Raw genomic sequence first — 15,432 nt, forward strand, 5'->3', positions numbered from 1 at the left:
GATATTCGCACCGCCGAAGCCGCAGGACAACGGGTGTTCACCCGCGGTGCGAGTACTCCTCGATCGTCTGGAACTTCGCCAGATTGTGCCGCGCGTCGGCCAAGGCATCGTGAGCGTCGTCGGGCACCGACGGCAGCTCGGGACTGCCGCGATCCTCCCAGTGCTGGCGCAGCTCGCGGGTAAACCGCGGCAGCGAACGCGGCAACTCGGTCATCGAGCCCCACAGCTGGCAGAGCGCCACGTGGTCGTACGCCGCCACCCACGCCCACAGTTCGACCTCGGCACCGTAGTGCGGAACGAGAAATTCGAGCAGTTCGTCCCGGATTCGCGACCTGCTCATCCACAGCGGCGACGAGTACGGTGGCAGCTTGGGAAGCACGTTGCGTCGAACCCAGCGGCCGGCGCGCTCGGGGTCGAACTCGGAGGACACCGCATAGAACTCGCGGCCGTCCTCCGACACCACACCGATCGAGACCAACTCGATTGTGCGACCATCCTCGATGAACTCTGTGTCGTAGAAGTAGCGCACGCGGCTCACCCTAGCGCGTCCCCGACACGTCCCCCGCGTGCCGGTAGCCCCGATCCGAACAGCCCTGAAAGGCAACGCCAGTGACTCCGCCCGACACCAACCGTCCGGTCGCCGAAGCATCGGAGCCTGCGGCGCCGACGCGACGCCGGTGGCCGAGTTGGGCGGTGGCGTCGAGCAGGGTTCTCGTCCTGATCGGTGCTCTCGTCGGCGTGCTGTTCCATCTCAACGGCTTTCCGGGGTTGCGTAAGCTCGGCGAGCACTACCGACTCGATCTGGACGTGTATCGACTCGGCGGTCAGGTGTTCGCCGAGGGCGGGGATCTCTACGGTCAGCTGCCGCCGATCGCGACCGGTACGACGCTGCCGTTCACCTATCCCCCGATCGCCGCGGCGATCTTCAGCCCGCTGTCGTCGGTGTCGCTGTACGCCGCCTCGATCGCGGTCACCGTGCTGTCCATGCTCCTGCTGCTGGTGACCGTGGTGGCGACCCTCACCTCGCTCGGACTGCGTCCTCGCACGCTCGTGTGGTGGTCTGCCGGAGCAGTCTTCGCCGTGGCCGTGCTGCTCCTCGAGCCGGTCACCTCGACGCTGAACTACGGGCAGATCAACATCGTGTTGATGGCGTTCGTTGCATTGGACTGCCTGCCGAAGAAGACGCCGTGGCCCCGAGGTGTGCTGATCGGACTCGTGGCTGCCGTCAAGCTCACCCCCGCGGTGTTCGTACTGTTCTTCTTGTTGCGCAAGGACTTTCGAGCCGCGGTTGTATCGGTCCTGAGCTTTGCGGTGTTCACCGCGGTCGGTTTCGCGCTGACGTGGTCGGACTCGGTGAAGTACTGGACCGAGACGATCGTCGATTCCGATCGAATCGGCGGTCCGGCCTACCCGCCCAACCAGTCGATCACCGGAGTGCTCGCGCGGCTCGGGCTGGACGAACTGCCTCGGTCGATCCTGTGGCTCGCGTTGTCGGTCGTGGTCCTTGCCATCGCGGCGATAGCGATGCGAAAGGCGTTCGCCGCGGGCGAGACTGCTCTCGCCCTGACGATCAACGCCATGTTCGGTCTGCTGGTGTCGCCGGTCTCCTGGTCACACCACTGGGTGTGGGCCATCCCGTTCACCGTGGTGCTCGCCTTCCTCGGCTACCGACGCCGCAGTGCGCTGTTGGCAACTCTGGTGGCCGTTGGGCTGGCGTTGATGGTCTACCCGCCGCACTGGAAGCTCGGCGAGGGCCGTTGGAGCGGTCTCGGTTGGCCGCTCGTGGATCAGTTCGCGGCCTCGGGTTACGTGTGGTGGGCGCTCGCGTCCATCATCGCGGTGGCCGCGATCGGCTGGACCGACCGGACCGATACGACAGTCGGCACCCGCTCCGCAGTCTGATCACGGAGCGGGTCGAGCAGATTCAGCTCGCCTTGGAATCCGGGATCCGCTGCGCGGTCGGAGTCGACTCCGCCTCGGGTGCAGCCTTCTTCAGCGATGCGGCGTACACGTCCACGTACTCCTGACCGGAGAGCAACATCAGGTCGTACATCACTTCGTCGGTCACCGCACGCTCGACGAAACGGTTGCCGGCCATCCCCTCGAAGCGAGAGAAGTCGATGGGCTTGCCGATCCGGATGGTGACCTTCGCCGGACGCCACACGCGCGAACCGATCGGGTTCATCTTCTCGGTACCGATCATCGCGACCGGAATCACCTGAACTCCGGTCTGCAGTGCCAGACGCGCCATTCCGGTCTTGCCCTTGTACAACCGCGCGTCGGGTGACCGAGTGCCCTCTGGGTAGATACCGAGAACCTTGCCTGCTTCGATCACGCGCACGCCTGCGTTGAGTGCGTCCTGTGCCGCGTCCGCTCCGGTGCGATCGATCGGCACCTGCCCGACGGCGGTGAAGAACCATTTCTGGAACTTGCCCTTGAGTCCCGGTCCGGTGAAGTACTCGCTCTTGGCGAGGAAGGTGATGCGTCGAGGCGTCTTGAGCGGAAGGTAGAAAGAATCGAGAACGGCCTTGTGGTTGCTGGCCAGAATGACCGGCCCCTCCGTCGGGATGTTCTCCGCACCCTCGATCGTGGGCCGACCCAGGGCGATGAGAAGGGGGCCGACGAAAATGTACTTAACCAGCCAGTACCACATTGACATGCTCCCTGATGATGGTCGGGAAATCGTTTGGTGCCGCCTCGCCCTGAAGCGAATCGACTGCGGCCGTGCGTCCTCGAACCGTGCCGCGTAGTGAACTGTACCCACGGTTTATGACACCAGCCACATCATCGCCGACACCAGGACCGAGGTCACAGAAAGCAGTCGAAGAACCGTCAGCGAACGCCGGTGACGAACTGCGCCCGGGCCAACTCCGCGGCCCCGATCATGCCTGCTGCCTCACCGAGTTGAGTACTGCGAATACGCGCCAGGGGGCGATGCCCCGCACCGGTCACCAGCTCCGCGTACTTGTCGGTCGCGCGAGCGAGGAACTGACTCGACGACGTCGCCACTCCACCGGCCAGCACGATCAGATCGGGGTCGTACACGTCGCTGACCATCGAGAGCCCGACGCCGAGCCACTGCGCGAAGTCCTCCATCGTGCGGCGGGCGATCGAGTCACCCTCGTGCGCGGCACTGGCGATTCGGCGGCCGGTCAACGAACCCGGGTCGAGGAACACCTCACGTGCCAGCGTCGTCGAGGACGCCGGGTCCGCCGCCAGCAACTCGACTGCGGTGTCCACCAGAGCGGTGCCGCTGCAGTACCGCTCCCAACAACCGCGCTTGCCGCACGGGCACGCCCGGCCGTCCGGCACGACCTGGATGTGACCGAGTTCCGGTGCCACACCGTGGCTACCCCGATAGATCCTGCCGTCGATCAACAGGGCCGCGCCGATGCCGGTGCCGATGGCCACCATCACCACATTGCGACCCCCGGACGCCGCACCGAAGCGATACTCGGCCCACGCCGCAGAATTGGCGTCGTGCTCGAGCAAGACCGGCAGACCGATGCGCATGCTCATCTCGGTCGCCACAGGGGTGTTCACCCACGGCAGATGCGGGGCGAAGAGAACCGTTGTGCGATCGGAGTCGATGAACCCGGCGACGGCGAGCCCGACGGCCGCGATGTCGTGTCGCCCGGCCAGCTCCTGCACGGCGCGGTCGAGACCGCGTTCGAGCGCGCGCGCAGTGTGCGGGGTGGGAGCGGCCGTCGAATCGAGGACTTGCCCGTCCTCGTCGACGACGGACGCGCGCAGGCTCGTCCCGCCCACGTCGATGCCTACCGTCAGTCGCTGGTGGTGCCGCTTCATTCGTTCATGCCTTCCTCGCCCGTCCCCCGTGCGGGCTGCACCCGAGTCGCTTCGATCACGGACGCTCCTGCTCGTCCGAACGCGAATTCTTCACTCGAACGGTAATCGGAACGAACGAAGCGGGACGGTCGTCCTGAAGTTTCGTGTCGATCGACACGTCCGCGACCTCCGCGGGGTCCGAGGGGACACCGGCACTACCGGACCCGGGCTCGGCCGCAGTCCCCGGTGGCGGCGAGGTCGGCGGCGTCTGCGCTGCGGAGTGCGTCGCCCCGGAGGTCGTGTGATCGGCCAGCAACTGACGCAACAGCGCGATCACCACGGCGCTCTCGGAGGCCACGAGCTCGACGAGATCGTGGCGCTCCCCGCGCACCAGTGCCGCGAGAGCGCAGACCGGACACCAACTGCATCCCTGGCGGTCACGGTCCTGCTGCGTCTCGGCGACGCGACGCAGGATCGGCTCGAGTCGCGTCAGGACGGTCTCGGCCAGGGCCAGCAGGTCCGCCCCAAGCTCGGAATGGTCCGAGGTCATCGCGACACCCCGGCCGTCGGGGTTGTCGGAGTCACAGCGGCCACACGTCGGGGTTCGGACGAAAACGCACCACCAGGCACGGTCCGTCGAGTTCGGCGGAGTCGGCCACGCACCGACGCAGCACCGACGCCAATCTGATGCGCCGTCGCCTCCCGTCGGCACTCACTATCAAGTCGTCCTCCACTCGCCCCAGGCCCAAGGTCGTCGAATCCACCACCGGCAGCAGCATTCTCATCGCGTACACGGATTCGAGTCCGCCACCCGACTCGAGCACGACCGAAGGCTGCTCACCCCAGCCCGGCGCGCGCCGTTCGAGAAAGTCCGGTTCGAGGCGATCGGCCACATCTTGCAAGGGCCCCAACCCTACCGGTTCACCGGGAGCCTGCTCCACCTCCACGATCGGCACGGTACCGATGCGTCGGCGCAGCTCGGCGACCGCGTCGAGCTGCGCCGCCCGCCACCTCTCGAACCAGAACACGGCCGGATGAGCGCCCACCAAGCCGACCGACGATGCGTTGAGCTTCGGCAGGATTCTGTTGACCAGAACGCGATCGATTCTGATTCCGAGCAGAGCAGCTGCCGACAGAGTTCGTTCCGCGTCGACGATCGAGAGCTGTTCGGCGGTGACGACCACGGTCGCCCCGGTACGGTCGGCGTCGGTGATCAGGGACCGGACGGAGTCGATCTGCGCGAGGATTCGCTCGATCATCGCCACCACGAGAGTGAGCCGCACATCGGAACCGGTGCCCGCAACCATCCGAGCGTGCAGAGGCCAGATCCGCTCGACGTATGCGGCGACTGTGTCGGGCAACTGCAGGGTACGTAAGGCATCCGCCGATGCGGGAAGGTCGACTATCACTGTGTCCCAGCGATTCTCGTCCGCAAGACGGCTGATCTCGTGCATGCCGAGCAGCTCTTCGACTCCGGGCAGACCGAGCAGCTCCTCCGGTTCTATCGCCCCGAAGCTCACCCCGTGCTCGTGTCCCGCGGACGCCACGGCCAACAGTGAGCCCAAACCCCGGTACCGGGCTTCGAGCAGCCTCAACGTATCGATCTCGAGGATGTCGAGGCCGGGTGCGATCGAACGAACACCGGACGAATCCTCGACCTCGGCGTCCCCCGCGAATGCATCGGCGAGCGAGTGAGCCTGGTCGACGGACGCGATCAGAACCCGTTCACCGGCCTGGGCGAGTCGTAGCCCCGACGCAGCCGCCAGCGTCGTCTTACCCGCACCACCTTTGCCGAGGAACAGCAACACCGTGGTGCGGGCTTCGGTGCGAGCTTCGCTCAGCCTTCGACCCGCTTCTTCAATTCCTTGAGTGCAGTGTCGGTGATGACCTTTTCTGCCTTGCGCTTGAACAGACCGATCATCGGAATGTTCAGATCCACGGTGAGCTCGTACGTCACGTCGGTGCCGCTGCCGGTCTCCTTCAACGTGTACGAGCCGTTCTGCGACTTCTGCATTTCGCCCGATACGAGGTTCCAGGAGACCGAATTGCCGTCGGCTGCCCAGTCGTACTCGAGCTCGTAGGTGTCTTTCACCATCCCGGCGTCGAGCACGAACTTGACCCGCTTGCCGCGGCCGTCCGCACCGACCTCGAGGACCTCGACGGACTTCGCGGCCGACACCCACGTGGGGTACGCGTCGAAATCGGCGATGACGTCCATGACCCGGCTCGATGGAGCTTCGACGACGATCGACCTCTGGGTTTTCTCCGCCATGACTACTGGTCCGCTTCCTCTCGGGTACTTCGATCAGCTCGGTTCGCTTCGGTGCCGCAGAACTCGCGCAGGCCTATCTCACACGATCGATCCGCCGACGCACAATGCGAACCGGCCGACCGTACCGCGCGGTTCATTCGCGAGCTGAAGTCGACGCTACGTGGTGGGGTGCTTCACCTGCAGACCGACCGGCCTCGAGCTCTCGCTTGAGCTCGAACGTTATCGCACGTCCGGCCACCCGCCGGGCGTGTTCGTGCGCTGCCACGTCGGCGCCCGCGGCGGGTTCGGCGTGCAGGAAGTAATGGACGATCACCCCGTCAAGCGCGGGCTCGAGCCACAGTTCCATCGTTCCGACCACACCGCCGCGCACTGCCCAGCGGATCCCCTTCTCACCCCGGTCCTCGGTGATCGTCAGGTTCAGATCCGGCCACCATCGACGCCACCGTGCAGGCGACGCGAACGCCTGCGCCACCCGCACGCCGGGGGCGGCCACGAATGTCTGATCCGCAACTTGAATACTGCTCATCGACAGAGCTTCACACACCGGGTCGGGGGCCGTGCGCGTCGAGGCGTATTTCGACGCCGGGAGCCCGGGTCTAGAGTATCTGTGAAGCCGAGCTATCGACTTTCGTTCTCCCCAAGTTCTATCCGGAGGTAATCCCGTGCGCGAGTTCACCGTCGCCGCCAAATACGCCATCGCGGACACCGACTCGGCTGTCGATACCGTCTTCGCTCGCGCCCGCACCTCGCCGGACGCGGTGGTGTTCCGACGCACAGTGGACGGACAATGGGTCGACGTCACCGCCGCCGAGTTCGAGCGCCTGGTGGTGGGGGTGGCACGGGGTCTGATCGCCGCAGGCATCGAGCAGGGCGATCGGGTCGCACTGATGTCGTCGACGCGATTCGAGTGGTCGGTCGTGGACTACGCGATCTGGGCCGCGGGCGGTGTGACGGTACCGATCTACGAGACGTCCTCGGCCGGTCAGGTCGAGTGGATCCTCGAAGACGCCGAGCCGGTCCTACTGATTCTCGAGAACGACGCGCATGTGCAGGAGACGAAGTCCGTTGTGGCAGCAGCCCCGTCGGTCCGACAGACGTTCGTCATCGCGAACTCGGCGGGCACCGACGCTGTGCAGGCACTGCTCGACGGTGGTGCCGAAGTCACCGAAGACGAGGTGCACCAACGGGTTTCGACACTCGTCTCGTCCGACCCGGCAACCCTGATCTACACCTCGGGAACCACCGGTCGCCCCAAGGGCGTCCAGCTGACCCACGCGAATTTGCTCGCCGAGTCACTCGGGATTCGTGAGACGTCGCTGAAATCGCTGATGACACAGGGCCGCAGCACGCTGATGTTCCTGCCGCTCGCGCACGTCCTGGCACGTGCAGTGTCGATCGCGTCGTTCGACGCCGGGGTCACCATCGGCCACACCAGCGACATCCCCAATCTCGTCGCGACATTCGGCACGTTCCAACCGGACTTCATCCTGTCGGTTCCGCGAGTGTTCGAGAAGGTCTTCAACACCGCCAAGCAGAAGGCGCACGCCGACGGCAAGGGAAAGATCTTCGACCTCGCCACCGAATGCGCAGTGGCGTGGAGTGAAGCGCAGGATACGGGCGGTCCGGGAATCGTGTTGCGCGCCAAACACACCGTGTTCGACAAGTTGGTGTACGGCAAACTGCGAGCAGCGCTCGGCGGCAAGTGTGAACTCGCGATCTCCGGCGGAGCGCCCCTCGGTTCCCGACTCGGCCACTTCTACCGGGGCATCGGCGTGACGATCTACGAGGGCTACGGACTGACCGAAACCACGGCGGCGTTCGCGGTCAACACCATCGGATTCCAACGCGTGGGCAGCGTCGGGCGTCCACTGCCCGGCAACACCGTGCGCATCGCCGAGGACGGAGAGATCCAACTCCGCGGACCGGTCGTGTTCGACGGCTACTGGCGCAACGAGACCGCGACCGCCGAGTCGCTGGACGACGGCTGGTTCCGCACCGGCGATCTCGGTTCCGTGGACGACGACGGCTACATCACGATCTCGGGTCGCAAGAAAGAACTGATCGTCACCGCAGGCGGCAAGAACGTCTCACCCGCCGGGTTGGAAGACCACCTGCGGGCGGGTGCACTGATCAGCCAGGCCGTCGTCGTGGGCGATCAGAAGCCCTTCATCGGCGCGCTCATCACCCTCGATCCGGATGCGTTCGATCGCTGGAAATCCGCACACGGCAAGGCAGCCGACGCCACCGCGGCGGATCTGCAGACGGACCCCGAACTCGTCGCGGAGATCGACGCCGCCGTCGCCGACGCGAACAAGTCCGTCTCGCATGCGGAGTCCATCAAGAAGTATCGACTTCTCCCCCACGACTTCTCGGAGGAGAACGGCGAGCTCACTCCCACGATGAAGCTCAAGCGCAACGTCATCACCAAGTCGTACGCCGACGAGATCGAGTCGATCTACTCCCGTTGAGCCGTACTGCCTAGATCAACGAACGCAGTTTCTCGGTCAGCACGTCCCAGCGCCATTCCGCGTCCACCCAGTCGCGGCCGGCGTTGCCCATCTGCGTCGCCAGCGCGCGATCGGACAGGATTCGCACGATCGCGTCGGTGGTGTCCGAGACGGACGTGCCGTCGACGACGAGGCCGGTCTTGTTGTGCTGCACCGCTTCCGGCGCACCCCCGGACATGCCCGCGACTACGGGTACACCGCAGGAAGACGCCTCGAGGTAGACGATGCCGAGACCTTCGACATCGAGACCGGCACCTCGGGTTCGGCTCGGCATCGCGAACACGTCGGCGATCGTGTGGTGGGCGGCGAGCTCCGCCGACGGCACGGTGCCGGTGAACACCACGTGTTGCTCCATGCCGGTGGATCGGACGAGCTCGCGCAGAGTCTTCTCGTAAGGCCCGCCGCCGACGATCACCAGAACCGCTCCGTCGACGGCCCGGCGGATCCCCGGGAGCGCCCGGATCAGGACGTCCTGACCCTTGCGCGGAACCAGACGCGACAGGCACAGAACGGTGGGGCGATCACCGAGGCCGTAGCGGGCACGAAGTTCCGCGCGCGCTGCGTCGTCGGGCACGAAGCGATCGGTATCGACACCGGGCGGCAGATGTTCGAGGGCGGCGGTCCGCCCGAACGCCGAGCTGAATCGCCCCCGGGTGTACTTGCTGACGTAGGTCACCACATCGGTGTTCTCGCCGATCGTGCGCAGGGTCGCCCGCCCGCCCGGCACCATCGACCATCCGACCTCGTGACCGTGTGTGCTCGCCACGATGCGATCGGCCCCGGCCTTGCGCAGGTACGACGACATCACTGCCAACGGAGCCGACGCACCGAACCACACCGAATCGCAGCCTCGGGACTTCAGGATTCGAGCCGCACGACGCGCGACGAGCGGAGTCGGCAACATCAGGGTCGTCGGATGCCGGATCACCTCGAAAGACTGCCTGGCATCGAACTTCTCGTGCGAGTCGCCGCGCCAGCGGGGGGCGTAGACCACCAGCTCGTCGGCCGGCAGCTGCGAGGCGAAGCTGTGCAAGTAGGACTGAATACCACCCGGGCGAGGAGGAAAGTCGTTCGTCACGAGCAGGGTACGACGCATGGCGTCAACCGTAGCGCCCCGTCTCAGCGGGCCTGGCGAGCCACCCAGTCACCCCACGAGGCCACGAACTGTGCCCGGTCGAGTCCCAGCACCGACTCGAATGCAGAATCGGTGGGGCTCTCGGACGCGAGCGCTTCGTACAGGGAGCGCAAGGTCGACTCCCCGAACCGGTCGGCCACGAATGCGAACACCGACCAGGCCGATTCGTAGGCCACACTCGACCGGGCACCACCCGCACCGAAATCCTCGTTCTTCGGCAGCACCGTCGGCGGCCCACCCGCCGCCACGATCGCCGCGAGAGTGGGTGCGAGTTGCGCGAAGTCGGCACCGGACCCTCGATACCCGGAATAGTCGGCGAACCCCTCCGACACCCACAATTCCGTACCGTCGGACGTCCGCGCCCTCGCCGCCACATGCGTCAACTCGTGCCGCAGAACCGACCGCACGGTGAACGGCGTCAACCTCGACGCGGCGTCGGGACCGAACACCACCCGCTGACCCGTCGGACGGGAGCCGTCGGCCGCCACCGCGTCGGACACCGTCACCGCAGCCACGTCGGTGGAGGGATCGGACCCCGTCAGTTCGGCGAACTCCTCCGCCGAGGATGCGACGAAAACCAGCCCGTCGCGCGCCCAGTCGTCTCCCCAGAAGTCGGTGACGGCCGCGATTGCCGACGGAAGTTCGGCCGCAAGGTTCTCGACGAACTCGTCGCGGTCCGGATGACCCATGACCACCGATGTCCCGGCCGCGGTGGGCACCGAACGCACGGTGAGAGGGCCGAAGTCCCACGGCCCACGCCAGGTGTGGCGTCGATACTCGGTCAGATCCGCGTCGTCGACCAACCGCCATCGACCGTCCCGCTCGGCGACGACGAGTGAGACCGGCCGACGCGTCGGCGATGCGTCCGGGCCGGTGACCGCGTACCGCAGATACACCGAGGGTGCCCAGACATCGGTGGAATCGAGCGCCGCGGCGATCGGCGGCGGCACCGGGGTCTCGGGCTCGTCGCCCAGGTCGTAGCCGAATTCGGCGAAAGGGACGCCGGGTACCACTGCTGCCCGGCGCAGCTGCGCTTCGACGAAGCCGGGGTCGGCCTGCGGATCCATCACATCGCGCAGTGCGTCTAGATCACCGGAACGAACCGCGCGCGCCCACTGGTCGAGGAGGACGGTCACATCGGCGCGGCGCTGCTGATCGTAGGTCGGCGGGTCCTGGCCGACGGTGACCTCGGCGGTCCCTGCCGCGGACGAACCGTCGAATCGGTGAATCAGAACGACCGAGACGGCCACCACCACTACGACGACCACGACGACCACGACGACAAGCCAACGCCGCCATGACGATCGGAGGAGGACGTGCAACCCGGATGGTCGGTTCGAGGTGCTCATGCCGCCACTCGTCGATCGTCGAGACACGACCTCAGTATCGACGCGCCCCGTAGTACGGGAACGATGCCATCGACTGCACCTTCACGGGCACACCGAATGTGGAGGCATGCAGCACGTTGCCGTTTCCGGCATAGATTCCGACGTGTGAGATGTCCGGATAGAACAGGACGACGTCACCCGGCTGCAGATCCTTCTGATCCACCGGAGTTCCGCCCGCCGCCTGCGCCTGACTCGATCGCGGCAGCGTCTTGCCCACCTGCTTGTACGCCCACACGACCAACCCGGAGCAGTCGAAGCCATCCGGACCGGTTGCGCCCCAGACGTACGGCTTGCCTATCTGCGTGAGGCCGGCCTGCAGCGCGCTGGCACCAGATCCCGGCGTCAGGTTCTGCAGAATCGAGGACGGGTCGAACCCGTCGGGCAGGGTCGAACCGGCCAGAGACAGTTGCTCCGAGGACGAGAGCGCACTGTAGGCGGCCATGACCTCGGCTATCTGTCCCTGCAGCTCGCTCTGCTTGGCCTGGAGATCGTCGCTGACGGCCTTGGCCTGCTCTGCGGCGACGCGTGCCTGTTCGGCGGCCGTCGTCGCGGCCTGCTCGGCGGTCTCGGCATCCGAGCTGGCCTGCTTGAATCGGGCGACCTGGTCGGCGGTCTCCGCCGAGATGACGTCCAGCGCCGACATCTGGTCGAGCAACTGCTGTGGTGAGTCGCTGACCATGACGGCGAACAGTCGGTTGGTCCGCGCGCCCTGATAGTTGACGTTGGCGACCTTGTCCATGGCCGGTTTGAGCTGCTCCAACTGCGCCTGCGCTGCGTCCACGGCGGCACGGCTCTGGTCGACGAGGGCCTGAGCGTCGAGTTGCTGCTGGTTCTTGGCGTCGAGATCGATCTGAGCATCGTGCAGAGATTCGGTGGTCTGCTCGGACTGGCGAGAGAGCTCGGCGAGTTCGGTCTGCGCGTCGGATGCCGAACCGAATCCCGGCTGCGCGGTCGCCGTCGTCGTCGGCACCACGGCGATGCATGCGGTCAACGCGAGCGCAACCACCGAGTTTCGGGCCGTACGCAACGCTCGGGTAGATCTCGATATCGCCACGGAAAGCGACTCTCCGTCCTCACAGATGTTGCCTCGACCGAGGCAACGGTTGGAAAAGTGGACCGAAAACGAACCATACCGATGCTCTTACGGGCGCGGACGTGAACAAGGTCCGAAATCGACGGGGGTTCGAGGTGACAGGTCACAAAATAAACATCGACCAGGTCTCGATCAGATTACGAACTGGATCCTTCCCTGTCCACCGGACCGGCGTGTCGCGCAGTCCGTGTCCGGATACGCCGACAGGGTCGAGCCGATGAACGGCTCGACCCTGTCGGTCGGTTCACAACGAACGTCGATCGCTCGAGTCAGTAACGGCGAGCACCGTCGAACGGCATCGAGTCGAGCGGGGCAACCTTGACCGGCACGCCGGACGTGGATGCGTGCACGACATTGCCGTTGCCGACGTAGATGCCCGAGTGCGAGCCGTCGTAGAACGAGACGACGTCGCCGGGGGCGAGGCTGTCGCGCGAGACCGGAGTGCCTGCGGCCGCCTGGTCGTAGCTCGTACGGGGCAAGCTGACGCCGGCCTGCTTGTACGCCCACTGAACGAGGCCCGAGCAGTCGAACGAATCCGGACCCGAAGCGCCGTACACGTACGGTGCTCCGATCTTGGATTCTGCGGCCTGAACGGCCTTCGCAGCCGGGGTGACCTGCGGTGCCAACGGCGCACCCGGCGCGGGCACACCCGGAAGATTGAGGGGAGGAAGGCCCGGGATGTCAGGAATCTCGAAGGTTCCGACGCCGGGAATGGTGAGGGGGGCCGCCATTGCGGGTGCAGCGGGAAGAACGACCACGCCTGCCGTGAGCGCTCCGGCTACGAGGACTCGCCGCAATGTTCGGTTGGAAAGTTGTGACGCCACGAAAGATGGTGCTCCGTTTCTTCCTATCGTCCGCCGACCGAGTTAGCTGACGGGTTCGGGCTGGGAAGAGCAGCCCTACCCACCGGCCACCGTGTGGTGGCTCAGCGGGATTCACCCCAGTAGATATCGGGTTCCCGGTACGAACACTCTCGCGAGTGAACGATTAGGCGGTGACTTGCGACGCCACTCCGGTTTGGACTGGCGAGACTCCGCAAGGTCTCAGGAAGGTTACGAAATGGCATACCCCCGTGTCGACCCCAACTCGCCGAGGAGAGCGAATTCGGCTCGATTCTCGCTAGCCGGCGCGCTGATCCCCCGGTGTGTCACGAGTCGATAACAAAGGAACCTCGGCGACGTCGTCGTCGTTCACCACGAGCTTGAGAGTGGGCACGAGACCGACATCGGCGAGCACCCCCATGGCACCGAGTTCCTCCTGCTCGAGAGTGATACGAGACGGCGGACCGACCCGCCGTCCGTCCGATCCGGACGGCATCCCCGGAGCCCCCAGAAGCACCGTCACGACGCAGTCCGCGCAGGCGATGTCACGGACCAGGCAGTCACTGCAATCGATGATCATTGTGATCCTTGTCTCTTTACGGTTTCCGGCGGCCGAATCGGCCGACTCAGCGAAAGATAGCGACGGGCACCGACAGGTTCCGTGACACCACGACGTTCGACGGCGCGATGAGCGTTCTTGTCGGAGGTCGGCCCTAACGTCGTCCCGGTGAGCCTGCCCATCCAGCTGACGTTCGACGAACTCGACACCCCGCTGCACGAGACGACGTTCGTCGTCGTCGACCTCGAGACCACCGGCGGTAGCGCGGACACCGAGGCCATCACCGAAATCGGGGCAGTCAAGGTTCGAGGCGGCGAGATTCTCGGCGAGTTCGCCACGTTGATCGACCCGGGCAGGTCCATTCCGCCGTACATCGTGGAACTGACCGGCATCACATCGGCGATGCTCATCGGTGCGCCGCGCATCGAACGGGTTCTGCCCGGTTTCCTCGAGTTCGCGAGAGGTTCGGTGCTGGTAGCGCACAACGCCGGCTTCGACACCGGATTCCTCAAGGCCGCCGCCAGCCGTCTCGACATCGCGTGGCCACGGTTCCAGGTGCTGTGCACGGTCAAGCTGGCTCGCCGAGTTCTGACGCGCGACGAGGCTCCGTCGGTGAAGCTCTCCGCGCTGTCGACTCTGTTCCGATCCGGCACAAGGCCTACCCACCGTGCGCTCGACGACGCCAGGGCCACGGTCGACGTTCTGCACGGCCTCATCGAACGCGTGGGCAATCAGGGTGTCCACAGCTACGCCGAGTTGGTCGACTACCTACCCGCGGTGTCGGCCGGCCAGCGCGCCAAACGCGGGCTGGCCGCCCATCTTCCCGGCACGCCCGGCGTCTATCTGTTCCGCGGCCCGTCCGACGAGGTGCTGTACGTCGGTACGTCCAACAACCTCAAACGACGCGTGCGCAACTACTTCACCGGCTCGGAGACCCGAGGCCGGATGAAGGAGATGGTCGCACTGGCCACCCGCGTCGACCACGTCGAGTGTGCACACGCGCTCGAAGCCGGAGTCCGCGAGCTACGTCTGCTCTCGGCGCACATCCCGCCGTACAACCGCCGCTCGAAGTTCCCCAGGAAGGGGTGGTGGATCACCCTGACCGACGAGGCGTTCCCTCGCCTGTCGATCGTCCGCACCCCGGCACCGAACAGCCTCGGACCGTTCTCGGTTCGCGGCGACGCCGCAGAGGCCGCGGCGCTCGTCGCGGAGTTCTGCCGCCTGCGTACGTGCACTCGCCGTCTGGCCCGCTCGGTTCGGCACGGTGACCAGTGCCCGGCGACCGACGTCGGAGGTTGCCCTGCGGCACTGTCCGGCCCGTTGACGGCCGACGAGTACTCCGATGCCCCGACGCAGTTTCTCGCGCTGGTGTGTGGCCAGGACGACGCCGTTCTGTACTCCATGCGCCGCCGCGTCGCCGAGCTCGCAGACAAGGAGCTGTACGAGACGGCTGCCCGTCTGCGCGACCGAATCGCGATCACCGTCGATGCACTGCGCCGGATGCACCGATCGGCAGCAGTGGCCGCCATTGCCGAACTGGTTGCGGCGAAGCGCACGGCCGACGGCGGGTGGGAGTTGATCGTGGTGCGCTTCGGCCGGCTGGCCGGCGCTGCCGTCGCGCCGCGGGGAGTGCATCCGATGCCCGTCGTCGATGCCATCACCGCGTCGGCCGAAACGGTGGTGCCCGATACGACCCCGCTTCGCGGCGCGCCCCCGGAGGAAGTCGGACTCATTGCGGCCTGGCTGCGCACGGACGGAGTCCGGATCGTGCGCACGAGCAGTGGGTACTGCAGCCCGGCACGGTCGGCGGGTTCGTGGGAGTCGTGGTGTCGGACGGCGAGAGAAGCCGCGAGGGCAGGAGTGGAGCCTGC

At 66.1% G+C, this 15,432-nt stretch carries 15 protein-coding genes and 1 riboswitch; of the genes, 3 read left to right on the forward strand and 12 right to left on the reverse strand.

The window, feature by feature from the left end; all coding sequences use genetic code 11:
* Positions 1-37 precede the first annotated feature (37 nt).
* Positions 38-529: a polyadenylate-specific 3'-exoribonuclease AS gene (locus tag R4P47_RS07220; RefSeq protein ID WP_094688468.1), complete on the reverse strand. Its 492-nt coding sequence runs from the start codon at positions 527-529 to the stop codon at positions 38-40.
* Between the two features lie 80 nt (positions 530-609).
* Here R4P47_RS07220 and R4P47_RS07225 point away from each other — a divergent pair, with 80 nt between their 5' ends.
* A complete protein-coding gene (locus tag R4P47_RS07225; protein WP_411567311.1) occupies positions 610-1,902 on the forward strand; it encodes a glycosyltransferase 87 family protein in 1,293 nt (430 codons plus the stop codon).
* A gap of 22 nt (positions 1,903-1,924) precedes the next feature.
* Here the strand turns inward: R4P47_RS07225 and R4P47_RS07230 are convergent, their stop codons facing one another.
* From R4P47_RS07230 to R4P47_RS07255, 6 genes are all read right to left on the reverse strand, one after another.
* Complete coding sequence (locus R4P47_RS07230) at positions 1,925-2,653, reverse strand: lysophospholipid acyltransferase family protein (protein ID WP_317784495.1); 729 nt, start codon at positions 2,651-2,653, stop codon at positions 1,925-1,927.
* Between the two features lie 179 nt (positions 2,654-2,832).
* Positions 2,833-3,807: an ROK family protein gene (locus R4P47_RS07235; RefSeq protein ID WP_037192841.1), complete on the reverse strand. Its 975-nt coding sequence runs from the start codon at positions 3,805-3,807 to the stop codon at positions 2,833-2,835.
* 55 nt (positions 3,808-3,862) lie between these two features.
* A complete protein-coding gene (locus R4P47_RS07240) occupies positions 3,863-4,336 on the reverse strand; it encodes a hypothetical protein (RefSeq protein ID WP_317784388.1) in 474 nt (157 codons plus the stop codon).
* 31 nt (positions 4,337-4,367) lie between these two features.
* Positions 4,368-5,594, reverse strand: a complete 1,227-nt coding sequence (locus tag R4P47_RS07245; RefSeq protein WP_317784389.1) for an ArsA family ATPase — start codon at positions 5,592-5,594, stop codon at positions 4,368-4,370.
* Positions 5,595-5,623: 29 nt separating this feature from the next.
* Positions 5,624-6,058, reverse strand: coding sequence for an SRPBCC family protein (locus tag R4P47_RS07250; RefSeq protein WP_068052039.1), 435 nt, complete (start codon positions 6,056-6,058; stop codon positions 5,624-5,626).
* A gap of 133 nt (positions 6,059-6,191) precedes the next feature.
* Complete coding sequence (locus tag R4P47_RS07255) at positions 6,192-6,584, reverse strand: polyketide cyclase / dehydrase and lipid transport (RefSeq protein ID WP_317784390.1); 393 nt, start codon at positions 6,582-6,584, stop codon at positions 6,192-6,194.
* A gap of 136 nt (positions 6,585-6,720) precedes the next feature.
* On the opposite strand from R4P47_RS07255, the gene R4P47_RS07260 reads away from it, so the two are divergent.
* Positions 6,721-8,526 (forward strand): long-chain fatty acid--CoA ligase, encoded by a 1,806-nt coding sequence (locus tag R4P47_RS07260; RefSeq protein WP_317784391.1) that lies wholly within the window; start codon positions 6,721-6,723, stop codon positions 8,524-8,526.
* A 10-nt stretch (positions 8,527-8,536) separates the two neighbouring features.
* Here the strand turns inward: R4P47_RS07260 and R4P47_RS07265 are convergent, their stop codons facing one another.
* From R4P47_RS07265 to R4P47_RS07285, 5 genes are all read right to left on the reverse strand, one after another.
* Entirely contained in the window at positions 8,537-9,661 is a 1,125-nt protein-coding gene (locus R4P47_RS07265; protein ID WP_317784392.1) for a glycosyltransferase family 4 protein, read from the reverse strand.
* Positions 9,662-9,684: 23 nt separating this feature from the next.
* Positions 9,685-11,049 (reverse strand): hypothetical protein, encoded by a 1,365-nt coding sequence (locus R4P47_RS07270; protein WP_317784393.1) that lies wholly within the window; start codon positions 11,047-11,049, stop codon positions 9,685-9,687.
* Positions 11,050-11,080: 31 nt separating this feature from the next.
* The gene (locus tag R4P47_RS07275) at positions 11,081-12,142 is read right to left on the reverse strand and encodes an NlpC/P60 family protein (RefSeq protein WP_082898910.1); all 1,062 of its coding nucleotides are present in this window, start codon (positions 12,140-12,142) and stop codon (positions 11,081-11,083) included.
* A 308-nt stretch (positions 12,143-12,450) separates the two neighbouring features.
* Complete coding sequence (locus tag R4P47_RS07280; protein ID WP_068052083.1) at positions 12,451-13,005, reverse strand: C40 family peptidase; 555 nt, start codon at positions 13,003-13,005, stop codon at positions 12,451-12,453.
* A gap of 18 nt (positions 13,006-13,023) precedes the next feature.
* Positions 13,024-13,185: riboswitch (cyclic di-AMP (ydaO/yuaA leader) on the reverse strand.
* A gap of 115 nt (positions 13,186-13,300) precedes the next feature.
* On the reverse strand, positions 13,301-13,582 hold the full coding sequence (locus R4P47_RS07285) for a hypothetical protein (RefSeq protein WP_317784394.1): 282 nt from the start codon (positions 13,580-13,582) through the stop codon (positions 13,301-13,303).
* A 147-nt stretch (positions 13,583-13,729) separates the two neighbouring features.
* Here R4P47_RS07285 and R4P47_RS07290 point away from each other — a divergent pair.
* Positions 13,730-15,432: DEDD exonuclease domain-containing protein (locus R4P47_RS07290; protein WP_317784395.1), on the forward strand; the 1,703-nt coding region annotated here is incomplete at its 3' end.

This window comes from Rhodococcus sp. IEGM 1370, from assembly GCF_033142325.1.
Taxonomy (GTDB): domain Bacteria; phylum Actinomycetota; class Actinomycetes; order Mycobacteriales; family Mycobacteriaceae; genus Rhodococcoides.